Source organism: Mesorhizobium sp. RCC_202 (assembly GCF_041355295.1).
Lineage (GTDB): Bacteria > Pseudomonadota > Alphaproteobacteria > Rhizobiales > Rhizobiaceae > Mesorhizobium.
On record NZ_JBFUPO010000004.1, the window covers coordinates 58,334 to 82,118 of the forward strand.

23 protein-coding genes are annotated in these 23,785 nt (G+C 64.2%); 12 read left to right on the plus strand and 11 right to left on the minus strand.

Features of this window, described 5'->3' with window-relative positions; all coding sequences use genetic code 11:
• Nucleotides 1-56 precede the first annotated feature (56 nt).
• The 8 genes from AB6802_RS10515 to AB6802_RS10550 form a co-directional block, all read right to left on the minus strand.
• The gene (locus tag AB6802_RS10515; RefSeq protein ID WP_371010033.1) at nucleotides 57-1,091 is read right to left on the minus strand and encodes an amino acid ABC transporter substrate-binding protein; all 1,035 of its coding nucleotides are present in this window, start codon (nucleotides 1,089-1,091) and stop codon (nucleotides 57-59) included.
• An 89-nt stretch (nucleotides 1,092-1,180) separates the two neighbouring features.
• Complete coding sequence (locus tag AB6802_RS10520) at nucleotides 1,181-2,128, minus strand: LysR substrate-binding domain-containing protein (protein ID WP_371010034.1); 948 nt, start codon at nucleotides 2,126-2,128, stop codon at nucleotides 1,181-1,183.
• 82 nt (nucleotides 2,129-2,210) lie between these two features.
• Nucleotides 2,211-2,960 carry an SDR family NAD(P)-dependent oxidoreductase gene (locus AB6802_RS10525; RefSeq protein WP_371010035.1) on the minus strand — a complete coding sequence of 250 codons (750 nt, stop codon included), beginning with the start codon at nucleotides 2,958-2,960 and terminating at the stop codon, nucleotides 2,211-2,213.
• A 12-nt stretch (nucleotides 2,961-2,972) separates the two neighbouring features.
• The gene (locus AB6802_RS10530; RefSeq protein WP_371010036.1) at nucleotides 2,973-3,683 is read right to left on the minus strand and encodes an SDR family oxidoreductase; all 711 of its coding nucleotides are present in this window, start codon (nucleotides 3,681-3,683) and stop codon (nucleotides 2,973-2,975) included.
• A 25-nt stretch (nucleotides 3,684-3,708) separates the two neighbouring features.
• Complete coding sequence (locus tag AB6802_RS10535; RefSeq protein ID WP_371010037.1) at nucleotides 3,709-3,900, minus strand: hypothetical protein; 192 nt, start codon at nucleotides 3,898-3,900, stop codon at nucleotides 3,709-3,711.
• A 52-nt stretch (nucleotides 3,901-3,952) separates the two neighbouring features.
• On the minus strand, nucleotides 3,953-4,741 hold the full coding sequence (locus AB6802_RS10540; protein ID WP_371010038.1) for a FadR/GntR family transcriptional regulator: 789 nt from the start codon (nucleotides 4,739-4,741) through the stop codon (nucleotides 3,953-3,955).
• Between the two features lie 48 nt (nucleotides 4,742-4,789).
• Entirely contained in the window at nucleotides 4,790-5,596 is an 807-nt protein-coding gene (locus AB6802_RS10545) for an SDR family NAD(P)-dependent oxidoreductase (protein WP_371010039.1), read from the minus strand.
• Nucleotides 5,589-6,401 (minus strand): shikimate dehydrogenase, encoded by an 813-nt coding sequence (locus AB6802_RS10550; protein WP_371010040.1) that lies wholly within the window; start codon nucleotides 6,399-6,401, stop codon nucleotides 5,589-5,591. Before AB6802_RS10550 ends, AB6802_RS10545 begins: the two co-directional genes overlap by 8 nt.
• 97 nt (nucleotides 6,402-6,498) lie before the next feature.
• Here AB6802_RS10550 and AB6802_RS10555 point away from each other — a divergent pair, with 97 nt between their 5' ends.
• The 11 genes from AB6802_RS10555 (at nucleotide 6,499) to AB6802_RS10605 (ending at nucleotide 18,214) form a co-directional block, all read left to right on the plus strand.
• Nucleotides 6,499-7,263, plus strand: a complete 765-nt coding sequence (locus AB6802_RS10555; RefSeq protein ID WP_371010041.1) for an HpcH/HpaI aldolase/citrate lyase family protein — start codon at nucleotides 6,499-6,501, stop codon at nucleotides 7,261-7,263.
• An 8-nt stretch (nucleotides 7,264-7,271) separates the two neighbouring features.
• A complete protein-coding gene (locus AB6802_RS10560; protein WP_371010042.1) occupies nucleotides 7,272-8,489 on the plus strand; it encodes an NAD(P)/FAD-dependent oxidoreductase in 1,218 nt (405 codons plus the stop codon).
• Nucleotides 8,490-8,771: 282 nt separating this feature from the next.
• Complete coding sequence (locus AB6802_RS10565) at nucleotides 8,772-9,761, plus strand: ABC transporter substrate-binding protein (protein WP_371010043.1); 990 nt, start codon at nucleotides 8,772-8,774, stop codon at nucleotides 9,759-9,761.
• 118 nt (nucleotides 9,762-9,879) lie between these two features.
• Nucleotides 9,880-10,704 (plus strand): ABC transporter permease, encoded by an 825-nt coding sequence (locus tag AB6802_RS10570; protein WP_371010044.1) that lies wholly within the window; start codon nucleotides 9,880-9,882, stop codon nucleotides 10,702-10,704.
• A gap of 11 nt (nucleotides 10,705-10,715) precedes the next feature.
• On the plus strand, nucleotides 10,716-11,519 hold the full coding sequence (locus AB6802_RS10575; protein WP_371010045.1) for an ABC transporter ATP-binding protein: 804 nt from the start codon (nucleotides 10,716-10,718) through the stop codon (nucleotides 11,517-11,519).
• Between the two features lie 42 nt (nucleotides 11,520-11,561).
• Entirely contained in the window at nucleotides 11,562-13,226 is a 1,665-nt protein-coding gene (locus tag AB6802_RS10580) for a GMC family oxidoreductase (RefSeq protein WP_371010046.1), read from the plus strand.
• An 89-nt stretch (nucleotides 13,227-13,315) separates the two neighbouring features.
• Nucleotides 13,316-14,590, plus strand: coding sequence for a flavin-containing monooxygenase (locus AB6802_RS10585; RefSeq protein ID WP_371010047.1), 1,275 nt, complete (start codon nucleotides 13,316-13,318; stop codon nucleotides 14,588-14,590).
• A gap of 44 nt (nucleotides 14,591-14,634) precedes the next feature.
• Nucleotides 14,635-15,051: a RidA family protein gene (locus AB6802_RS10590; RefSeq protein WP_371010048.1), complete on the plus strand. Its 417-nt coding sequence runs from the start codon at nucleotides 14,635-14,637 to the stop codon at nucleotides 15,049-15,051.
• 5 nt (nucleotides 15,052-15,056) lie between these two features.
• Nucleotides 15,057-15,728, plus strand: coding sequence for a DUF1028 domain-containing protein (locus AB6802_RS10595; protein ID WP_371010049.1), 672 nt, complete (start codon nucleotides 15,057-15,059; stop codon nucleotides 15,726-15,728).
• Nucleotides 15,729-15,748: 20 nt separating this feature from the next.
• Nucleotides 15,749-17,239, plus strand: coding sequence for an aldehyde dehydrogenase (locus tag AB6802_RS10600; RefSeq protein WP_371010050.1), 1,491 nt, complete (start codon nucleotides 15,749-15,751; stop codon nucleotides 17,237-17,239).
• Nucleotides 17,240-17,284: 45 nt separating this feature from the next.
• Nucleotides 17,285-18,214, plus strand: coding sequence for a LysR family transcriptional regulator (locus AB6802_RS10605; protein WP_371010051.1), 930 nt, complete (start codon nucleotides 17,285-17,287; stop codon nucleotides 18,212-18,214).
• A gap of 6 nt (nucleotides 18,215-18,220) precedes the next feature.
• Here AB6802_RS10605 and argE read toward each other — a convergent pair whose 3' ends face one another.
• Nucleotides 18,221-19,378 carry an acetylornithine deacetylase gene (gene argE / locus AB6802_RS10610; RefSeq protein ID WP_371010052.1) on the minus strand — a complete coding sequence of 386 codons (1,158 nt, stop codon included), beginning with the start codon at nucleotides 19,376-19,378 and terminating at the stop codon, nucleotides 18,221-18,223.
• 206 nt (nucleotides 19,379-19,584) lie between these two features.
• Between argE and AB6802_RS10615 the strand changes: the two genes are divergently transcribed.
• Complete coding sequence (locus tag AB6802_RS10615; protein ID WP_371010053.1) at nucleotides 19,585-21,654, plus strand: NAD(P)-binding protein; 2,070 nt, start codon at nucleotides 19,585-19,587, stop codon at nucleotides 21,652-21,654.
• Nucleotides 21,655-21,670: 16 nt separating this feature from the next.
• Here AB6802_RS10615 and AB6802_RS10620 read toward each other — a convergent pair whose 3' ends face one another.
• Complete coding sequence (locus tag AB6802_RS10620) at nucleotides 21,671-22,444, minus strand: SDR family NAD(P)-dependent oxidoreductase (protein WP_371010054.1); 774 nt, start codon at nucleotides 22,442-22,444, stop codon at nucleotides 21,671-21,673.
• 5 nt (nucleotides 22,445-22,449) lie between these two features.
• A complete protein-coding gene (locus AB6802_RS10625) occupies nucleotides 22,450-23,784 on the minus strand; it encodes a dihydroorotase family protein (RefSeq protein WP_371010055.1) in 1,335 nt (444 codons plus the stop codon).
• Nucleotide 23,785: the final 1 nt, after the last annotated feature.

The window sequence follows — 23,785 nt, forward strand, 5'->3', positions numbered from 1 at the left end:
GCCGGCCCCACCCGGCAATGCCGGGCAGGGCCCAAAGCGAAGGCCTTAAGGGCGGATCAGTCGATGACCAGCGGGAACAGGACACCGCCATTGTTCCACAGATTGGTCAGTTCGCGGTCCATCTTGTAGGGCGAGTCCTTGCCGAGATCGCGCTCGAAGATTTCGCCGTAATTGCCGACCTTCTTGATCACGTTGTAGGCCCAGTCGTCGGAGAGCCCGAGACCCTTGCCCATGCCTGGCGTGACGCCGAGGAATTTCGCCACCTGCGGCGAGGTCGGCTTGGCCTTGATCTCGTCGACGTTCTTGGAGGTGATGCCTTCCTGCTCGGCGAAGATCAGCGTGCTCAAGGTCCAATTGGCGATGTCGACCCAATTGTCGTCGCCTTGGCGCATGATCATCACTTCGGGTTCGACCGCGAGCACATCGGGCAGGATGACATGGTCTTCGACCTTCCCCTTGGCGATGCGGGCGATGGCGAGCGTCGGCCCCCATTGCGCGTAGAGATCGCAGCGTCCCGAGAAATAGGCCTGTTCGAGCTCCTCGGTCTTTTCGATCAGCACCGGCTCCAGCTTGATGCCGAGCTTGGCCGTATAGGCCGCGACCTGCTGTTCCTGCGAGGTGCCGGCGGGAATACAGATGGTGCCGCCATTGGCATCCTTGAGCGACTTCAGATTGAGTTCCTTATGCGCCATCACCTTGGTCGTGCCGAGGTAATAGGACATGGAGAATTGCAGGCCCAGCTCGGTGTCGCGGCTGAGCGTGCCGCCGGAGGCCTTGATGATGATGTCGACATCGCCCGACTGCAGCGACGGCCAGCGCTGCGCCCAGCTGATCGGGACGATTTTCAGCTTGGCCGGATCACCGAACACTGCGGTCGCCACCGCCTTGCACAGGTCGATGTCCATGCCTTTCCAATTGCCCTTGTCGTCCACCTCGGCAAAGCCGAGATAGGAACCGTCATGGCCGGTGCAGTTGAGCATGCCGCGCGCCTTCACGGCTTCCAGCGTCTTGCCGCCTGCGGCTTGCGCCGGCGCTGCCAAATGCACGAGGCCCAGGGCCATGGCGGCGGCCCCCCATTTGATCATTTTCATGTTGATTGTCTCCACTGTTGAGGTTGTTCCGTTTCTTGTTGTTGGAGCTCCGCAAGATGCGCTTCAGAGCCCGGTCTCGAAGCCGCTTCTCAGTCGGAAAGCGGGGTCGGTGTCGGCAAGGAGATCTTGAGGTCGCTGCGCCAATCCTGCTGGGCCAGCCATCGATGCAGCGCAGCCACCGCCTTGACGCGCAGGTGCCCGCGCGGCACCACGAGATAGAAGCCTGGGACTTCCTCCGGCCGCATATCGGCGATGGCGTCGCGGCCGATCGGCGCGACCAGCGTGCCAGCCCGAAAATCTTCCTCGGCGTCGATGACGGAGACCAGGCCGACGCCAATGCCTTGCAAGGTCGCCCGACGCATGGTCGCGGCATCGTCGAAGCTGATGCTGCGATCGCCATCCGTCAGCTCCACGCCAAGGTGGCGCAGAATGTCGGGCCACAGCCGCTTCGACTTGACGGTGTCGAGCAGCGTGAACTTCGTCAGGTCACGCGCCGACTTGATCTTCTCGCCGATCGCCGGCGTGCAGCAGATGATCTTCGGGTCCGGCACCAGCAGCGCGGTCTCGTAGTCCGGCCAATTGCCGTAACCCCATTGCACAGTCATATCGATGTCGTCGCGGCCGAAGTCTGGCAGGTCGACCATCGTCGTCAGGCGCAGATCGGCGCCGGGCAGGATTTCGCGGAACAGCGAAAGCCTGGGCAGCAGATAGTGGGTGGCGAAATACGGACTGGCGTTCAGGTTGATGCGATCGCGGTAGGTCGACTTGGTGACGCGGCGAACGCCTTCGGAAAACTCGTCGAAGCCAGCCTTGACGTAGTGCGACAAAAGGATCGCCGACTCCGTCAGCTCGATCGAGCGACCCTTGCGCTCGAACAGCGTCACCTGGAGCGTGTCTTCCAGGAGCTTGATCTGCTGGCCGACCGCTTGCGGCGTGACCAGCAATTCGTCGGCGGCCTGCCGAAAACTCCGGTGCTGCGCGACAGCGTGGAAGACGCGCAGCGCATTCAGCGAAGGAAGGCGAAGCTTGCCGGTCATCGTGAAGTCCGCCTCCTTTCGTTCGAGACTCCGTTGCTCATGCACTGCTGAATGTCAGCCGCGTCCAGCTGTCGAAATTGATTCAAGCATAGATGTAACCACCTGAGACGATTACGTTTTCACCGGTCATGTAGGTGTTCTTCGGTCCACCGGTCATCAGCACCCATTCGGCGATCTCGGTCGGTTCGGCGCCACGGCCGAGCGGGCTTGCCTTGGCTAACTCCTCGAGGAAGCCGAGCGCCTTTGCCTTCTCCGTCGCCATGCCGGCCGGCGCCACCGAATTCACCAGGATCCCGTCCTTGGCGACGTGGTGTGCAAAGGACCGCGTCAGCGAGACGACGGCGGCCTTGGTCGCCGCGTAATGAGCGTTCTGCGGATGCGCCTTGAAGGCGTCGACGGACGTCAGGTTGACGATGCGGCCGCGCACATGCGTCTTGGGCTCCTGCGTCTGCATGTGGCGCACCGCCGCCACCATCATGTGGTAGGTGCCCTTGATGTTGATGCCGTTGGAGGCGTCCCAATCGGCGTCGGTGATCTCGAGCAGCGGACGGCGCGGATAAATCGCGGCGCAGTTGATCAGCGTGTCGATGCGCCCGAGCCTCGCGACGATGGCTTCGAAGGCGGCGTGAGATTGCGGGCCGACCTGGATGTCGCATGCCGCGGCCGCGGTCGGCAGGCCTTTGGCCTTGGCGGGGTTAAGCGCGCCTTCGGCCGCTTGCTGGTTGATGTCGATGATGCCGATCTTGGCCGCGCCTGCCTCGACAGCCATGTTGGCCAGAAGCGCGCCGAGACCGGCGCCGCCACCAACGATCAGAACGGATAGATCCTTCATGTAGAGTTTTCCTTACTTGGTGCCGCTCGGCGAGGTCGGCCAGGTCGGCATGATGTCGAAACGGGTGACGTCGGCCCATGCGGGCAAGGCGAGCACCGCGACGACCATCCTGGCCACGTCATCCGGCTGCACCACCTTGCTGGAGTACATGGCTGCGCGCGCGTCGGCGTCGAGGATGCTTTGATAGAGTTGTGTCTCGACACGGCCGGCGACGATCTCGGTGACGCGTATGCCGAACGGGGAGAGGTCGGCGCGCAGCGCGCCGGCGAAGCCGGAGATCGCTGCTTTGGTGGCTGCATAGACGGCAATGTTGGAGAAAGCCGCATGGCCGGCGACGGAGCCGGTGAACAGGATGTGGCCGGATTGGCGCTCGCGCATCTGCGGCACGACAAGGCGGGTGAGTAGGATCGCGGCGCTGAGGTTGATCTCCAGCGTGGCGTCGATATCGGCGATCTTCATGTCGGCGAAATTGCCGAGCGGCGGCATGATGCCGGCATTGTTGATCAAGACGTCGATGGTGACATCGGCCAACACCGCTTCCAGCGCATCGCGGTCGGTGACGTCGACGGCGATCGGCACGATGCCTGGACGCTCGGCCTGCAATTCCTTGAGCGCGGCCTTGCTGCGGCCGACCGCATAGACGTCGTAGCCGGCATCGCTCAACGCGATCGCCATGGCCCGCCCTATGCCGCTCGTCGCACCTGTGATGAAGGCTGTCGTCACGTGGACTTCCCCATTTGCCTGGCTTTCAGTGTGCGGCGCTGGCCGGTGCCGCGAAACCAAGAAAACCAGCAAAAAGGAAAGATAAACTTTCGAAAGCCTTTCCTGCGGTCGGAATATTCCAACGCGTCTGTGCGGCGGCCAGGGAAAGATAGCGAAAGGAAAACAGTGTCTTGAGCGCGCGGAACTGGTCTCTCGGCGGCTGATCAAGAAAAAACATGGCTTTCGCAAACGGACGGTCGATCGCGCGTCGGCGCCGAAACCGGCGGGGCCTATCTTGCCGCGGGCAAGGGCTTTCTCAGCTCCGTGAAAAGCGAGGCTGCTGCGGCTTTCTGCTCCGCCTCGGTTGCCTCGACGCCTGAGGCCTTTGCCAGAGCCCGCACGCGCCCCAGGCTGTTTTGCAGATGCTTGCGCATAGCCTGGCGGGCAGCGCGGCCGTCCTGCCTTTCGATGGCATCGACAATCGCCTTGTGCTCGCTGTGTATGCGCGCGTAGTAGCTGTCCTTCAGCGCCGGCTCGACCACGTAGCCGAGCTGGAAACGCGGTACGATCATCGGCCCGAGACAGCTCAGGAAGCCGTGGATAAATTCATTGCGCGCCGCCTTGGCGATCGCGAGATGAAAATCATAATCGTAATGGATCTGGACAGCGGCAGGATCGGCGTGGCGGGCGTCGATCTCATCCATCATGGCTCTTATATCACCGACTTCCTTGTCGGTCCGGCGTTCGGCGCACAGCCCCGCGGATTCCACTTCGACGCTCAGCCTCAGTTCGAGCAAGGCGATGGTTTCCGGCAAGGTTCTCAGCGTCTCATCCGGTATCGAGAATTTGCGCGGCGCCGGCGTTTCGCTGACGAACATGCCTCGACCCTGCTGCGGCACCACCATGCCTTCGGAGCGCAGCCGCGCCACCGCTTCGCGAACGACGGTCCGGCTGACGTCATATTCGGCGCAAAGCTCCGCTTCCGTCGGCAGTTGCGCGCCAGGCAGCAACCGGCCGGACCGGATCTTTTCAGACAGGCTCTCCGCCACGACGGTGGAAAGCGGCTTGCGCTTCGTCATCAGTCTCCCTCGCCAGATTCGGGATCATGCCCGAACCGGCAAAACCATTCAAACCGCCGCTGTCCGTCGGATCGGATTGCCCTGCAGGTATTGCGCGTAGGGCGCCTGGACGAGCCAGCCGGCATCGACCGGTAAAGTGACGCCGGTGATCGACGCCGCGCGATCCGAGCACAGGAAAAGTGCCGCCTCGGCAACGTCGCGCGGCTCGACGAAGCGGCGCAGCGCCGTGGTCGCCTGGATGGCTTCGGGGTTGCGCTCGCCCTTGGCGATCCTGGCTTTCAGCCCATCGGAGAGTGTGTAGCCGGGCGCCACCGCGTTGACGCGCACTCCGTGCGGGCCAAGCTCCGCCGCCAGCATCTGGGTCAGTGCCAGCACGGCATGCTTGCCGGGCGTATAGGCGGGCAGCGACAGCGGCGCGAAGGAGGCGAGCGAGCCGACATTGAGGATGGCGCCGCGTCCGGCCGCCGACATCAGCCGGCCGAACACCTGGCAACCCAGCAGCGTGCCGCGATAGTTCACCCGCCACATCCTTTCGTCTTCTTCCAGATCCTGGTCGAGGACATGCTTGCCGCTTTGCAGGATGCCGGCGCAGTTGACGACGATGTGAGGCGTGCCGAACGCATCCGTCACAGCTTGCGCCAGCGCCTCGATGGAGGCCGGATCGGCGACGTCGGTCTGGACGAACAGCGTGCGCGGCGAGCCCTCGCTGGCGCAGGCGGCAGCCGTCTGCTGGCCTCGTTCGGCGTCCCTGCCGGCGACCACCACCTGGTAGCCGCCCTCGGCGAAGCGCAAGGCGATCGCGCGGCCGATGCCGGATGTGCCGCCGATGACGACAGCGATCGACGCATCAGCCATGGCTGCGGTCCTTGCGCTCGATGTCGAAGAAGGCGGACATCGCTTCGACCTGGAAATCCATCATCGGGCGCCCGGGCTGGATTCTGCAGCCGATCTCCTTCGCCGCCTTGAGCAGCGCCGTCTCGGCCGGCTCCATGATGATGTCGACCACAGTCATGTCCGGCGTCAGCTTGCTTACATCCATCGGCAGCGGATCGCCGGCTTTCAGCCCCGAAGGCGTCGCGTTGATCGCCATGTCCATGCCGGAGGGATCCGGTCCCCCAACCTCGGTGCGGCAGCTGGGAAACGACTTGCCGACCAGCGCGGCAAGTTTCGCGGCGCGCTCGCGATCGATGTCGGCGAGACGGATTTCCGCGGCACCCTCCTCGGCCAGGCAATAGGTCAGCGACGATCCGGCGCCGCCGGCACCAACCTGGAGAATGCGTCGGCCGGCGATCCGGTGGCCGCCTGCCTTCAGCCCGTCGATGAAGCCGACGCCGTCGAAATTGTCGGCATACCAGGTGCCATCCGCTTGCCGGCGCACCGAGTTGGCGCTTTGCACCCGCGCGGCGCGGTCATGGGCAGAAGCGCATTTGTGATAGACCGCGACCTTGTAGGGCACCGATATGATCACGCCGCGGATGTTTTCCGCCGCCGTGATGCCGGCCCAGAAGGTGTCGAGATCCTCCGGACGGCAGCTCAGCGGCACCATCAGGCTGTCGAGCCCTTTCTGCTCGAAAATCTCGTTGAACATGCCGGGGCTCTTCGCGTGTCCCACAGGGTGGGCCAGCATCACGAAGACGTCCGCCTTGCCAGTTCCGCGCATCGGTCATCCCTTTCCATTTGAAAGTCTTGCAGCTCAAGTTGGCCGTATGATATAGGACATCATACAAATTTCAATGCACCCGGAGGGCGATTGCAAAATGCAGGAGCGGATCAATTCGCTGAAGGCAGCGGCGAGGGCTGGCCGGCCGCAGATCGGCATCTGGTGCTCGCTGGCTTCCGCGCTTACCACCGAGATCGTGGCCGGCGCCGGAGCGGACTGGCTGTTGATCGACGGCGAGCACAGCCCGAACGATCTACGCAGCATCATGGCGCAATTGCAGGTCGCGGCGGCGTTTCCGTGTGAAGCCGTTGTGCGCCTGCCGTCGGACGACCCCAACCTGATCAAGCAGGCGCTGGATGTCGGCGCCCGCAGCCTGATGATCCCCAACGTGCGGACGGCAGACCAGGCGAGGGCCATCGTCGCCGCCATGACCTATGCTCCGGGCGGCTTCCGCGGCTTCTCGGTCGGCCATCGAGCCAACGCCTTCGGCCGCATCGCGGGCTATCATGCCAAGGCGCGCGAGCAGCAACTGCTGGCGGTGCAGATCGAGGATGAAGCCGGCGTGGCCAATGCCGCCGCCATCGCGGCGGTGGACGGCGTCGATGTTCTGTTCGTTGGGCCGGGCGATCTCTCGACCAATATGGGCGCGATGGGCAGTCCGGGTGCCGCGCATGTCCAGGAAGCGATCGCCTCGGTGCGCAAGGCCGCTGCCGCGGCGGGCAAGGCCAGCGGCATCCTGGCCGCGGTGAAGGCCGATGCCGACCGCTATCTCGCCGACGGGTTCAGCATGGTTGCCGTCGGTTCCGACCTCGGTTTGCTGGCACGGGGCTCGGACGCCCTGGTCGCCTCATTCAAGCAATAGGAAAATTCATGGCTATCCCTCCCTACAAGGCGCCGTCGCGCTCGACATACGACATCGTCATCGTCGGGGGCGCGGTCGTCGGTTCCTCGACCGCCTACTGGCTGAGCCAGGCGCTGGGTAGCAAGGCTTCGATCCTCGTGGTCGAGCGCGACTCGACCTACGAGTTTTCCTCGACCGCGCTGTCCACCAGCGCTATCCGCCAGCAATATTCCAATCCGATCAATGTGAAGATCAGCCAGTTCGGCATCGAGATCATTCGCGGCTTCCGGGAACGGATGGCGCCCTTCTATACCGACGAGCCGGCGCCTGATCTGGGCTTCAAGGAACATGGCTACCTCTATTGCTGCTCGCCGGACGGCGTCGAGGCGGCGCGCGAGCGCGTCGAATTGCAGCGCAGCCTCGGCGCTCACACTGTCTTCCTCGAACCGGGTCGGTTGAAGGAGCGCTTCCCCTGGCTCAATGTCGACGATCTCGGCGGCGGCTCGTGGGGCGCGCGCGAAGAGGGCTGGTTCGATTCCATGGGCCTGCTGAACGGTTTTCGCCGCGCCGCTCGCGCGAGCGGCGTCGAATATGTCGACAACGCGGTAACCGCTCTCGACTTTGCCGGCGGGCTGGTCTCTTCCGTGCGTCTCGCGACCGGCGAGACGGTCGGCTGCGGAACCCTGGTCAACGCCGCCGGCCCGCGCGCGCAGCTGATCGCGGCCATGGCGGGGCTCTCGATCCCCGTCGCGCCCTACAAGCGCTACAGCTTCGTCTTCGCCAGCGCCACCCCGATCCCGGGACGAATGCCCAATGTCATCGACCTTTCAGGCACCTTCGTGCGGCCGGAAGGCGAGCTCTTCCTCACCGGCAACACGCCGCAGGGCGACGGTCCGGCCGACTATGACGACTTCGAAATGCACTTCGAGGAGTTCGACGATTATATCTGGCCGGCGCTCTGGCACCGCATCCCGGCCTTCGACGCGCTGAAGGTGCAGACCAGCTGGACCGGTCACTACGAATACAACATGCTCGACCACAACGGTATTGTCGGCTTCCACCCCGAGGTGAAGAACTTCATGTTCGCCAACGGCTTCTCCGGCCACGGCCTGCAGCAGTCGCCGGCGGTCGGCCGCGCCGTTTCAGAGCTGATCGTCCACGGCGCCTTCCAGACGCTGGACCTGTCGCCATTCCGCTACGAGCGCGTGCCGCGTAACGAGCCTTTCCTGGAAGAAGCGGTGATCTGAGAGGCCGTCCAGCCTGGCGGCAGCGCCTCTGTCGCCGTCCCCCGCGAGCCGCCACGCGTGTCCATTCGCGCGAGCACGACAGCGCTGGCCCCGATTAGGTCCAGCCTAAGCAGAATTATCGAAAAACATTATTTTTGCAGCGCACACAGCGTGCTTTGCTCCATCCGCCGGCTGAAAGAGACCAGAAAAAAGCCTCGGCCGGCAGCCTTCGGCGATGAGCCCGAAGCGGGTCTGTTACGGCGCGGGATGACGCTTGACCTCAGAAAATGACAGGGGAACGTGATGACGACACTATTCTCGAAATTTCGCCGGGCCGCGCTTGCGGCCGGGATTGCCTTGGGCGCCGTTTCGGTGAGCCTCCACGCTGAAGCCGGCTCGATGAAACTGGGCATGACGACCTGGGTCGGCTACGGGCCGCTCTTCCTGGCGCGCGACATGGGCTACTTCAAGGAAGGAGGCCTCGATGTCTCGCTCGAGATCATCGAGGAAGCATCGATGTACATGGCGGCGGCCGCCGCCGGCGAGCTCGACGGCAGCGCCTCGACCGTCGACGAGATCATGAAATACCGCTCTAAGGACGACTGCTTCAAATCGGTCTATGCGCTCGACGACAGCCATGGCGGCGACGGCATCCTGGCGCCAAGCGAGGTCAAGGACGTTGCCGGCCTCAAAGGCATGGAAGTCGGGCTGAACGAAGGCTCGGTGTCGCAATTCTGGTTCAACATCCTGCTCAAGCAGGCCGGTCTCACCCAGAACGACGTGAAGATCACCAACATGACGGCGGATGATGCCGCCGCCGCCTTCATGGCCGATCGCATTCCTGTTGCCGTGACCTGGGAGCCGCATCTGACGCTGGCCAAGAAAGCGAACAAGGGTCAGGTGCTGATCGATTCCTCGAAGACGCCTGGCTTGATCGTCGACGTGGTGGCGCTGAACTGCGACTACATCGACAAGAACCCGAAAGATGTCGAGGCGCTGGTGAAGGGCCTCTACAAGGCCAATGAGCTCATCAAGAAAGATCCTGCGAAGGCTTACGAGGTGATGGCCAAGGGCGTCGGCGGCTGGCTCAAGGATCCCAAGGATTTCGCCTCCTCCGCCGCCGGCGTGAATTTTTACGGCAAGGCGCGTAACGCCGAATTCTTCGCTGGCGGTGAGACCGGCGAAGCGGGCAAGCTGATCAAGCTGGGTGGCGACGTCTGGGGCGGCTTCGGCAAGCTCAAGATGGACATCAAATACGACGACCTGGTCGATCCTTCCTTCCTCACAAAATAATCCAGGCAATATGACCCGGTCGGATCGGAGGCCCGAATTCCGTGCCTCCGATCCGCGCGGTCCAAAGGATTCTCCTGTGACATTGGCACCAAATGCAACGTCTCCGATCGGCCATATCGTGACCACAAGCGCTAAGAAAGGTCAGGCCGGCCGATCGGTCCTGAAAGTCATCGCCACGCCTTTCCGGGCGGTGCCGCGCCCCCTGGCCATAGCGCTCAGCATTCTGGTCTGGGCGGCGGTCATCGGCGGCTGGTTCGCGCTGACTTATTCCGGAGCGGTCAAGGAGATGTTCCTGCCGCGCCCCGAATCCGTGTTGTCCACCACCATCAGCATGGCGCTCGACGGGTCCTTGTGGGAGCACGTGTTCGCCAGCGTCCAGGTGGTGCTGATCGGCTTCGTCCTTTCAAGCATCGTGGCGGTGCCGCTTGGCCTGACGATGGGCACCTACCGCATCGTCCAGGCCGCGCTCGATCCGCTCGTCAATTTCATACGCTACCTGCCGGTGACGTCCTTTGTGCCGCTGTTCATCCTGTGGATCGGCATCGGCATCGAGCAACGCGTCGCCGTCATCATCTTCGGCATCTTCTTCCAGCAGATGGTGATGATCGCCGACAGCGCCCGCGGCGTCCAGCGCGACCTCGTCAATGCCGCCTATACGCTCGGCACGAAGCGAAGCCACACGGTCTTTCACATCGTCTTTCCGGCCACATTGCCGAATGTGCTCGACGTGCTGCGTGTCACCATGGGTTGGGCCTGGACCTATCTCGTCGTCGCCGAGCTAGTCGCCGCGCGCAGCGGGCTTGGCTACATCTCGCTCAAGGCGATGCGCGGTTTCCAGGTCGACGTCATCTTCATGGCCATCGCCATGATCGGCATCCTTGGTCTTTGCACCGACCAATTGTTCCGGGGCATCCGCCGCCTCGTCGCTCCCTGGGCCAATTGAGGAACGCGCATATGGATGCCCTGACAATCGAAAAGAAACCGAAAAGCTCCGACATCGGCATCGACAATGTGGTGCTGCGGTACGGCACAGGCGATAACGCCGTGCTGGCGCTGGATGGCATCTCGTTCCACGTGGCGCCCAACGAATTCTGCGTCATCGTCGGTCCATCCGGTTGCGGCAAGTCGAGCCTGCTCTATCTGGTCGCCGGTCTCGAAGAGCGCACCGGCGGCATGATCGCCGTCGGCGGCAAACCGGTCACCGAGCCGGGTCCGGACCGCGGCATGGTGTTCCAGGCCTATACGCTGTTTCCGTGGCTTACCGTGGCGCAGAATGTCGAATACGGCCCGAAGCGCAAGGGTATGGCCGCGGCGGAGCGCCGGGCCGTCGTCGAGCATTTCCTGCATGAGATCGGCCTGGCGAAATTCGCCAACCATTACCCGTCGCAGCTGTCGGGGGGCATGAAGCAGCGCGTGGCGATTGCCCGCGCTCTAGCCAACGATCCGGAAGTGCTGTTGATGGACGAGCCGTTCGGGGCGCTCGACAGCCAGACGCGCCATTCGATGCAGAGGCTTCTGCTGAGGATCTGGGACCACTCCAAGAAAACGGTGCTGTTCGTCACCCACGACATCGACGAAGCGATCCTGCTGGCGGACCGGGTGCTGGTCATGTCGGGCCGGCCAGGTCAGATCAAGAAGGAAATCCGCGTCGGCTTCTCGCGCCCGCGCAGCATGGACCTGGTGATGGAGCCGAGCTTCATCGCCATGAAACGGGAGATCCTCGAGCTGTTGAAGAATGACGAAGAGGACGACCACTAGGCATTCTCGCGGTCTTAGGGGTGGATCACGAATAGGCATGGCATGAGCATCGTAGCCGCGGAATTCGACTATATCGTCATCGGCGCCGGCTCGGCCGGTTGTGTCCTGGCCAACAGGCTGAGCGGCAACCCCGCGACCCGCGTCTGCCTGATCGAGGCCGGCGGCAGCGACGATCGCACAAGGGTGCGCGTGCCGGCCGGCATCCTCTCGCTCTACGGCAATCCGAAATTCGATTATGGCTACAAGGGCGTGCCGCAGCCGCTGCTCAACAACCGCCGCATACCGGTCAACCGCGGCAAGCTGCTCGGCGGGTCGAGCTCGATCAACTCCATGGTCTATATCCGTGGCGCCGCACAGGATTACGATGAGTGGGCGACGCTCGGCTGCGCCGGATGGTCCTATGCCGACGTGCTGCCCGTGTTCAAGAAACTGGAACGCAATCTCCTGTCGCAGGACCCGGCCTATCACGGCTTCGAGGGCGAGCTGCTGGTCGATGATCCGCGCGATCCAAACGCCGTGTCCAGGCTTTGGGTGGAGGCCGGTCGAGGCATCGGCCTGCCGGAGAACCGCGACTTCAATGGCGATGGCCAGCTTGGCCTCGGGATCTACAACGTCACCCAGGACAAGGGTGAGCGTTTCTCGGCCTACACCGCCTTCGTCCGGCCGGTTCTCGGCCGCCCGAACCTTCAGGTCCTCCCGGGTGTCGAGGTGCTCGACCTGGCGATTGAAAGCGGACGCGTCGCCGGCGTCAATGTGATCAAGGATGGAGCGAGCCAGCGGCTGGCATGCCGCGCCGAAGTGATCCTGAGCGCGGGCGCCATAGGCTCGCCACGCATCCTGCTTGCGTCCGGCATCGGCCCGGCCGACGACTTGAAAGCGGCGGGCATAGAGCCGGTCGTCAACGTGCCGGGCGTCGGCAAGAATTTGCGCGACCATATCGACGGCATGATCACGGTGCGATCGAACAGCAGCCGAACGCTTGGTCTGTCGCTCGCCAATCTGCCGGCGATGCTGGCCGCGCCCTTTCAGTATTTCGGCCGGCGCAAGGGCATGCTGACGACCAATTATGTCGAAGCGGGCGGCTTCGCGAAGACGAAGTACGCCGGCGACGTGCCGGATATCCAGTTCCATTTTGTCCCGGGTTATCGCAGCCATCGCGGGCGCCTGGTCGAATATGGCCACGGCTATGCCGTGCACACCTGCGTGCTGCGTCCGAAGAGCGTTGGCGAAATCACGCTCGAGCGCGACGGCACCCGCTGCAACGTGCTGATCGATCACCGCTTTTTCAGCAATGAGCAGGACGCACTGACGCTTGTCGAGGGCATCAAGGTGGCGCGTTCGATCCTGGCTTCACCGGTCTTTGCCGGCATTCGCGGCGCGGAAATCCTGCCTGGACCAGACGTCAACAGCGACGACGAAATCCTGGCTTATCTGCGCGCCGAGACGCTGACCGTCTATCATCCGGTCGGCACCGCCAAGATGGGCACCGACGCGATGGCGGTGGTCGATCCAGCTGGCTTAAAGGTGCGCGGCTTCGACAATCTGCGCGTGGCCGACGCCTCGATCATGCCGACGCTGATCGGTGGCAACACCAACGCGCCCTCCATGATGATCGGCGAGAAGGCGGCGACCGCGATCCTGTCCCAGGCTCAAGCTGTTTTTGGTCATGACCCGGCATTTAGGGACAAGCTAACCACTGCCACGTGAAATCGTAATTTTCGCTCCCTGACCCCTAAAGTACATCAACGATCTGAGCTCCGTCACAGCCGTAAAATTCGGGGGGAAAGGACGCAGAAATGTCGGTGGAAAAGATAGACACGCTTGTCGTCGGCGGTGGCCAGGCGGGGGTGGCTATGAGCGAGCATCTGAGCAAATGCGGCGTGCCGCATCTCGTTCTCGAGCGCGGCCGGATCGCCGAGCGCTGGCGCTCGCAGCGGTGGGACTCACTCGTTGCCAATGGCCCGGCCTGGCATGATCGATTCCCGGGGATGGAATTTCCGGTGACGGGTCCCGATGGCTTTCCTTCCAAGGAAGAGGTTGCCGACTATTTCGCCGCCTACGCAAAGCAGATCAACGCACCGATCCGCTGCGGCGTCGAGGTCAAGCTCGCGCAAAGAAATGTCGGGCGACCGGGGTTCCGCGTCGAGACGTCGGATGGGGTGATCGAAGCCAACAGCATCGTCGCCGCGACCGGCCCGTTCCAGGTCCCGGTCATCCCGGCGCTTGTTCCCGGCGATGCGAGTATCCTGCAGATCCATTCCAGCGCCTACCGCAATCCCGGGCAGTTGCCGAAGGGCGCGGTGCTGGTGGTCGGGGCGGGATCGTCGGGCGTGCAGATCGCCGACGAGCTTCAGCGCGCTGGAAGGCGCGTCTATCTTTCGGTCGGTCCGCATGATCGTCCGCCGCGTGCCTATCGCGGCCGCGATTTCTGCTGGTGGCTGGGCGTTCTCGGCAAATGGGATCTCGAAACGCCAGGACCCGGCACCGAACATGTCACGATCGCCGTGAGCGGCGCGCGCGGCGGCGAGACGATCGATTTCCGTCGGCTGGCGGCGCGGGGGCTGACCCTGGTCGGCATGACCAAGACATATCAGGACGGCGTGCTGACCTTCGCGCCCGACCTGGCGAAGAACATCGCCCGCGGCGACGCCAGCCTGATGTCGCTGCTGGACGAGGCCGACGCCTATATCGCGCGCAACGGCCTCGACCTTCCGGAAGAACCCGCTTTGCGCCGGATCGAGCCGGATCCGGACTGCGTGGCCAATCCGATCCGCGAGCTCGACCTGGCCGCGGCCGGGATCGCAACGATCATCTGGGCGACAGGCTTTGCCGTCGATTACAGCTGGCTGAAGGTCGATGCCTTTGACCAGAAGGGCCGGCCACGGCATCAGCGCGGCGTCTCGACCGAGCCCGGGATCTATTTTCTCGGCCTGCCCTGGCAGTCGCGAAGAGGGTCGAGTTTCATTTGGGGCGTCTGGCACGATGCCAAGCATGTCGCCGACCGGATTTCGACGCAGCGCAAATATCTGGCCTATCACGCCGCCGCGCTGCGCGAGGCCGTGGATGCCTGACCAACGCTGACGACGGTCGCGAGCCCGACCAGATGGAGACCGAGATGAAGCATACAAGAATCCGCACCTTCAACACGAAGGACACCTATCCCGAGCAGAAGCTCGACAATGATCTCTGCCAGGCGGTTGTCACGCGCGGCGGCAGGACCGTCTATCTGCGCGGCCAGTGCCCCCAGGATCTCGACACCGCCAAGAACATCGACAGCCACGATCCGGTCGAGCAGACCCATAAGATCATGCAGAACATCAGGCAGCTCATCGAGGAGTGCGGCGGCACGATGGAGCATCTGGTCAAGGTGGTGGTCTACATCACCGATGTGCGCCATCGCGAAGCCGTCTACCGGACGATGGGCGAATACATCAAAGGCGTGCACCCGGTTTCGACCGGCCTTGTCGTGTCGGCCCTGGCGCGGCCGGACTGGCTGGTCGAGATCGACGGCACCGCCGTCATCCCGGACTGATCGCCATGACCTTCTCCATTGTCGCGCGATGCACCCGCACCGGCATGTTCGGGGTCGCGGTGTCGTCCTCTTCTCCGGCAGTCGCTGCCCGTTGCGCCTACACGCAAGCGGGCGTCGGCGCCGTCGCCAGCCAGAACATCACGGATCCGACGCTCGGGCCGCGGGCACTGGAGCTGATGGCGCGCGGCGCTTCCGCCGCCGAGGCCGTGGCGATCCTGAAGCGCACCGCGTTCGCGGAATACCGGCAGGTGCTGGCGGTCGATGCGACCGGCGGCAGCGCCATTCATTCAGGACCGAAAGCGCTCGGCATCTGGGCCGAAGCGCGCGGCGAGGACGTCGCCTGTGGCGGCAATCTGCTGGCCAATGACGGGGTCCCCCAGGCCATGGTCGACGCTTTTCTTACCTCAAAAGGCCATCTTGGCGATCGGCTGGTCGCCACGATGCGCGCCGCGCTTCAGGCTGGTGGCGAGGCCGGACCGGTTCGGTCCGCCGGCATGAAACTGGTCCGCGATGTGTCGTGGCCCGTTGCCGACCTGCGTTGCGACTGGACGGAAGATTGCCCGATCGAGCAACTGGCAACGCTGTGGGAAATCTACAAGCCGCAGCTCGACGCCTACGTCACCCGCGCGATCAACCCGTCCGATGCGCCGAGCTACGGCGTTCCCGGCGACGAGTAGCCCGACAATCCGGAGCCACGATGAGCGAACTCAGCCATAAGGAATGGGTCGGCAAGGCGTCGGCGATCCGTTTTCGCGATAAGGCCTTCATCGACGGCATGGCGGTGCCGGCGCGCTCCGGCCGGACTTTCGCCAGCATCAATCCGGCCACGGGAGCGACGCTTGCCGAGGTCGCCTCTTGCGGCGAGGAGGATATCGATCTTGCCGTCGCGGCCGCACGACGCAGTTTTGAGGCCGGCGTCTGGTCGCGAACGAGCCCCCAGCATCGCAAAGAGGTGTTGTTGCGGCTCGCCGGGTTGCTGCGCGAAAACCTGCAGGAACTGGCGCTGCTGGAATCGCTCGACATGGGCAAGCTGGTCAAGGATGCCGCCACCATCGACGTGCCGGGATCAGCCGCGATTTTCCAGTGGTACGCCGAAGCGATCGACAAGGTCTATGACGAGGTGGCGCCGACCGGCCAGGGCGACTTGGCCCTGGTGCGGCGCGAGCCGCTTGGCGTCGTTGGCGCGGTCGTGCCGTGGAATTTCCCGCTCGACATGGCGACCTGGAAATGCGCGCCCGCGTTGGCCGCTGGCAATTCGGTGGTGCTCAAACCCGCCGAGCAATCGCCTTTCTCGGCGTTGAGGCTGGCCGAACTCGCCATGGAAGCGGGCTTGCCCGCCGGTGTGCTCAATGTCGTGCCCGGTCTCGGCGAGACGGCCGGCCAGGCGCTCGGCCGCCATATGGATGTCGATTGCCTTGCCTTCACCGGCTCGACCGCCATCGGCAAGATGTTCCTGCAGTATTCCGGCCAGTCGAATATGAAGCAGGTCTGGCTGGAGACCGGCGGCAAGAGCCCCAATCTGGTGTTTGCCGATTGCGCCGATCTGGATGCGGCCGCCGACATGGCAGCCTTCGGCATCTTCTTCAACCAGGGACAGGTCTGCTCGGCCAATTCCCGGCTGCTGGTGGAGCGCGGAGTGAAGGATGCATTGGTCGAGAAATTGGCCGAGCGCGCGGCCGCGACCCAGCCCGGCGATCCGCTCGACCCGGCATCCAGGATGGGCGCAATGGTCGATGCGCGGCACGCCGCGACTGTCATGCGTTTCATCGATGGCGGCAAGAAGTCGGCACGACTGGTCACCGGCGGCGGGCGCACCGCTGTCGATGGGCGCGGCAGCTTCGTGCAGCCGACGATCTTCGACAATGTCTCGCCCGACGATCCGCTTGCCCGCGATGAGATCTTCGGCCCGGTGCTGTCGGTCATCGCCTTCGACACAGAAGACGAGGCGCTGCGGATCGCCAATGACAGCATCTACGGGTTGGCGGCGTCGCTGTGGACCGACAGCCTGTCGCGGGCACATCGCCTCGCCGAGCGGCTTCGAGTGGGCACGGTGTCGGTGAACACTGTCGATGCGCTGAGCCCGGTGACGCCGTTCGGCGGCTTCAAGCAATCCGGCTTCGGACGCGACCTGTCGCTGCACGCGCTCGACAAATACACCGCGCTGAAGACCACCTGGATCAAGTACTGAGGGCCGCGACTTGATCACCGGCTGCAAACCGGCAACATAGCGACCATGCCGCTCCGTTTCACGCTCAGACAACTCGAATATTTCGTCGCCGTCGGCGAAGCGGGTTCGATCGCCAAGGCGGCCGAGCAGGTGAATGTTTCGCCGCCGTCGATCTCGGCGTCGATCGCGCAGCTCGAGGCGGAGTTCGGCGTGCAGCTCTTCGTGCGCAAGCATTCGCATGCGCTGGCGCTGACCGCCGGCGGACGCCTGTTCCTCAAGGAAGCCGCGCGCCTGCTCAACGATGCCGATGCGCTGCACGACATTGCCGGCGATATCGCCGAAAAGGTGCGCGGACCGCTGGCGATCGGCTGCCTGCTCACCTTCGCGCAGATCGTTCTGCCGGCGCTGCGCCGGAAGTTCGAGGATGCCTATCCGGATGTGCGCCTCAGGCAGTTCGAGCGCAACCAGGGGCAGTTGTTCGAGATGCTGCAGCGTGGCGAAATCGACGCCGCGCTGACCTATGATCTCGAATTGTCGCAGGACATGACTTTCGAGCCGCTGATCCAGTTGCCGGCTTATGTGATGCTGCCGTCCGAGCATCGCCTGGCGGGGAAAGCCGGCATCACGCCGGAGGAACTGGTCGACGAACCGATGGTGCTGCTCGACCTGCCTTACAGCAGGGAATATTTCCTGTCGGCCTTCCAGGGTCTGCGACCCAAGATCGCCGAGCGCACCGGCGACATCGCCGTCATGCGCTCGATGGTTGCCAACGGCTTCGGCTACGGCATCGCCAATATGCGGCCGCTCAACACCATGTCGCCGGATGGCAAATTGCTGGTGTTCGTGCCCTTGCTGGGCGATCTCAGGCCGCTGACCATGGGCATTGCCCTGCCCAATGCCGAGCACCGCACACTGACTGTGCAGGCCTTCATCGAGCACTGTCGGCGTTTCGTCCTGGAGCAGGGCGTCTTCGGCACCGGACGCATCGTGAAATAAGGAAGATCACGGCCAGCCGTCGGCGAGCCGCGACAGCAGCCTTTCCAGCATCTCGTCGCAACGCCGCAGCTGCTCGACGCTGACGAATTCGTCCGGCTTGTGCCCCTGCGCCATCGAACCCGGACCACAGACGACGGCCGGCGTGCCGAGATCGCGGCTGAACAAACCGCCCTCGGTGCCGAAAGCGACCTTCATGGTGTTGTTGGCGCCGGTCAATGATTTGACGAAGGCCACGGCTTCCGATGCGGCCGGAGTGTCGAGGCCCGGATAGGTGTTGGTGATCTCGATGTCGATAGCAGCTTCGGCGGCGATCGAGGCGGCATCCCGGGCAATGTGTGCGGCGGCGTCGCGCAACCGGTCCAGAATGACCATCGCATCGTCGGCGGCAACGTTGCGGATCTCGAAATCGACCTGGCAAAGATTGGGCACGATGTTGAGCGCCACGCCGGCATTGATCTTGCCGACATGCACGGTCGTGTAGGAGATGTCGTAGTCGCCGTCGCGGGCGCCGTCGCGGGCCAGCCGGTCCTGTTCGTCGCGCAGGGCCCGCACGAAATCGCAACCGAGATGGATGGCGTTGAGCGCCAAGGGGGCGAGGGCCGAATGGCCTTCGCGTCCCTTGCAGAGAGCGCGCGCCGCGAGTTTGCCCTTGTGGCCTGTCGCCACTTGCATGTTGGTCGGCTCGCCGACGATGCACAAAAGCGGGCGTTGCGGCGCGGCGTTCAGCATCTCGATCAGGTCGCGCACGCCCAGGCAGCCGACCTCCTCGTCGTAGGAGAGCGCCAGATGCAAAGGCGTGCGAAGCTGCATCTTCGAGGTCTTGAGGCAGGCAGCGAGCGCTGAGGCTACGAACCCTTTCATATCCGCCGCGCCGCGCCCGAAGAGCTTGCCGTCGCGCGCGGTCATGGCGAAGGGCGGCAGCGTCCAGTTCTGGCCGTCGACGGGTACGACGTCGGTATGGCCCGATAGCATCACGCCGGGCCTGTCGGCCGGGCCGATGGTGGCAAACAGATTGGCCTTGTGACCGTCGGCGCTGGGGATGATCTGGCAGGCAATGCCGTTCGCTCCCAGAAACTCCGCCGCATAGCCGATGAGATCGAGATTGGAGTCGCGGCTGACCGTCGGGAAGGCGATCAGCCGTTCGAGGATCGTGGTGCTGTCCATTTCTTTTCCCATTGCCGCAACCGGCTGTGTAGCATCGCGGCGCGGCGGCGTTGAAGTCGCATTTGGCTCAGCCCCGGTTTATCGCAGGCTAATCCGTGTATGCGCGATTAGGCGCGTCCTAATCGGCGCAGAAGAAATCCGTAGTTTTCCCGCGGCTGCGCCAACTTATGAGTAGTCTCGGCAGAGGTAGGACCAAGGAAGCTTATATGCGCGACCCACGCTACGACATTCTGTTCGAGCCGATGAAGATAGGCCCGGTCACCGCCAAGAACCGCTTCTACCAGGTGCCGCATTGCAATGGCGGCGGCTATCGCGATCCTTCGGCCGCGGCCGAGATGCGGCGCATGAAGTCCGAAGGCGGCTGGGGCGTCATCTTCACCGAGCAGACGGAGATGCACCATACCTCCGAGATCACGCCCTTCATCGAGCTCAGGCTGTGGGACGACGCGGACATTCCGGCGCTGGCGAAAATGGCCAAGGCGATGCACCAGCATGGCGCGCTGGCCGGCATCCAGCTCGCCTATTCCGGCATCAACGGCCCGAACCTCTACACCAAGGAAGTGCCGCGCGGACCGTCCGCCTTGCCGATCCGCACCTTCACCAACGACCCGGTGCAGGCGCGCGCCATGGACAGGCAGGATATACGCGATCTGCGGCGCTGGCACCGCAACGCCTTCAAGCGCGCGAAGCAGGCGGGTTTCGACCTGGTCTGTCTTTACGGCGCGCATGGTTTCGGCATCATTCAGCACTTCCTGTCCACCGCCACCAACCAGCGAAGCGACGAATATGGCGGCTCGCTGGAAAACCGCTCGCGGCTGATGCGCGAGCTGATCGAGGAAGGCCGCGATGCCATTGGCGATACGTGCGGCCTGACGCTCAGGCTGTCGCTGGACGAGATGATCGGCGAGCTTGGCTTTGCCAACTCGGAAGTCCGCGACATGATCGAGATGCATGCCGACCTGCCGGACCTTTGGGATCTGGCGCACGGCGCCTGGGAGGATTGCTCGGGGCCGTCGCGCTTCAAGGAGGAGGGCGCGCAGGAGAGCCTGGTGTCCGGGATCAAGAAGCTGACCTCGAAGCCGGTCGTCGGCGTCGGCCGCTTCACCTCGCCCGATGTCATGGTCAGGATGATCAGATCCGGCACGCTCGATTTCATCGGCTGCGCACGCCCGTCGATCGCCGACCCGTTCCTGCCGAGGAAGGTGGAGGAGGGGCGCATCGAGGACATTCGCGAATGCATCGGCTGCAACATCTGCATTACCGGCGACATGACCATGTCGATCTCGCGCTGCACGCAGAACCCGACCTTCATGGAGGAGTGGCGCAAGGGCTGGCATCCCGAACGCATGCAGGCCAAGGGCGACAGCGACAGCGTGCTGATCGTCGGCGCCGGCCCGGCCGGGCTGGAGGCCGCCCGCGCGCTGGGCCTGCGCGGTTACCAGGTGGCAATCGCCGAGGCCGGCACCGAGCTCGGCGGCCGCGTGGCGCGCGAATGCCGCCTGCCTGGGCTGTCTGCCTGGGGCCGCGTGCGCGACTATCGCCAGTACCAGCTCAGCCAGATGTCCAATGTCGACATCTATTTCGAAAGCCGGTTGTCGGCGCAGGATATCCTGGCCTTCGGCTTTCAGAACATTGCGCTTGCCACCGGCTCGACATGGCGCCGCGACGGCGTGGCGCGCGCCCATGTCGTGCCGATGCCGATCGACCCGGCGATGCCGGTCTACACGCCGGACGATCTGATGGGCGGCAATGTACCGACCGGTAACGTCGTACTGTTCGACGACGACCATTACTATATGGGCGGCGTTCTGGCCGAGCTGATGGCGCGCAACGGCGCGAAGGTGACGCTGGTGACGCCATCGGCCTATGTCTCGGACTGGACCCGCAACACGCTGGAGCAGGGCGCCATCCACCGCCGTCTGGCCGAGCTCGGCGTCGACATCGTGCTGAACCGGATTGTGACGCGCATCGTGCCGGATGGCGTCGCCACGGCTTGCGCCTATACCGGCGCCGGACGCGACATCGCCGCCGACGCCGTGGTGCTGGTGACATCGCGCCTGCAGGACGACGCGATCTGGCGCGAGCTGAAAGCGCGGCGCGACGAATGGGCCGGCAATGGCATCCGCTCGATCAAGGTCATCGGCGATGCAGAGGCGCCCGGGCCGATCGCCTGGGCGACCTATGCCGGCCATCGTTTCGCGCGTGAGCTGGACGAAGCTGACATAGGTGACGCCCTACCGTTCCGCCGGGAAGTCACGGCTCTGACGGCGGAGTAGACCTGGAGCGGTCCCGTCAGCCCGCCATCCAGCCGCCATCGACCATCAGGTTGATGCCGGTGACGTAGCTCGCCATATCGCTGGCAAGGAACAATGCCGAGCCCGCGACGTCGTCCGGATGTCCGAGCCGTGGCCACGGTGTGCGGCGGCGCGAATAGTCGAGCGCGTCGGGATCGTTGGCGACACCCGGCTTGCCGGTGATGATCTTGCCGGGCGCAATGGCGTTGCAGACTATCAGGTCGTCGGCGTGGTCGACGGCGATCTGGCGCGTCATCTGGACGATGCCGCCTTTGCTGACCGAGTAGGGGAGGTCGCCGGGGCAGGCGACCATGCCGTGCTGCGAGGAGATGTTGATGATGCGGCCGCGCACGTCATTGACCGGCGCCTGGGTCAGCATCTGCATGACGGCGCGCTTCGAGCAATAGAAGAAGCCGGTGAGGTTGACGCCGATGACCCGCTGCCACTGCTCCGGCGTGGTGTCGATCAGGTTGGTGCTGGTGTAGATCGCGGCGTTGTTGACCATCACGTCGAGCCGGCCGAAATGCGCGACCGTTGCAGCGACCAAAGCATCGACGGCATTCCAGTCAGAGATGTCGGTTTGGATGTAGATGGCAGCGCTACCGGACGAGCGGATCAACGCCACGGTGCTCTCGCCACCTTCGATCGGCTGCTCGACCGTGTCGGCGATGACGACGCTGGCGCCCTCCGCCGCGAATTTCAGCGCAATCGCGCGGCCGATGCCGGAACTGCCTCCGGTGACGATGGCGATCTTGTCGGCGAGCAGGGGCATGATGTTCAGCTTTCCCGGGTGACGATGGTTCCAAATGTCGATGCGATCAGCTTGCCCTTTCGCACGATCTCACGGCCGCGCAGGAAGACGCTCACCAGCCCCGCTTTGACCGTCCAGCCATCGAAGGGCGTATAGGCCGCGCGGGAGACTTGCTCGGCGTTGGATATGGAACTGGACTGGCGCGGATCGAGGATCAGCAGATCGGCATCGTAGCCGGCGGCGATCTTTCCCTTGCGCTGACCAAGACCGAAGCGCTCGGCCGGATTGCTGGCGCACATGCGCACCAAGTCGGGCAGGGCGATGAGCCCTTCATCGACCAGCTTCAGCATGGTGAAAAGCAGTGTCTGCAGTCCCGGCATGCCGCCAGGAATCTCGGCGAAAGCCGCATAGTGCGCCGCCTTCTCGGCCGGCGCATGCGGGGCATGATCGGTGGCGACGATATCGATCAGCCCGGCGCCGAGCGCGGCGCGCAGCGCGTCGACATCGTGCGGCGCGCGCAAGGGCGGCGAAGCCTTTAGATTGGCGCCCTGCGTCTCGTAATCTGCGGCGGTGAAGAACAGGTTCTGCGGCGTGGTTTCGACGCTGGCGTCGGCCATGCCGCGCAACCGGCTCCAGGTCTCGACGCCAAGCTCGGAGTTGATCTGGCGGACATGGATTTTTGCTTCGGCCGAGGCAGCGGCGACGAGCGCCCTTGCAATGCCGCTGGCTTCCGCCAGCGGCGGGCGGCTGTCCAGGAAGGCCGCGATGCTGCCGGAGCGATCACGCGCCATGCTGCCGGTCAGGATCGATTGATCGCCGGGAGAGATGCCGATCAGCGTGTCGGCGCCGTCGAGCGCCTTCAGCGCTTCCGCGACCGCGTCGGGCGTTGCGAACAGGAAGGCGTCCGGCACGTCGGCGGTGAAAAGTTCGAACGAGACCGGCTTGCGATCGAGCAGGCGAGGGATGAGCGACAGGTCGCGGCTGACCACGGCCTGCAGGCCGACATCGACATGGAGGCGGCCTCCAGCGAGCGCCATTTTCTCTGCAAGCTGCTCGGCAGTGGCCGTCCAAGGCTCATCCGTCGGCATGTCGAGCACCGTGGTCACGCCGCCGAGTGCCGCCGCATGCGTGCCGGAGGAAAAGTCCTCCTTGTGGGTCACGCCTGGATCGCGCAGATGCGCGTGCGCATCGACGAGGCCGGGCAGCAGGAAGCAGCCTGAAGCGTCGATGACTATCTCGGCTTCGGCCGCTTCGCCCGGTGCGATGAGCGCCGCGATCTTGCCTCCGGCAATGCCGATGTCACTGCGGCTGAGCCTTTCGGCGTTCACTACCGTCCCACCGCGGATCAACGTTTCGAACATG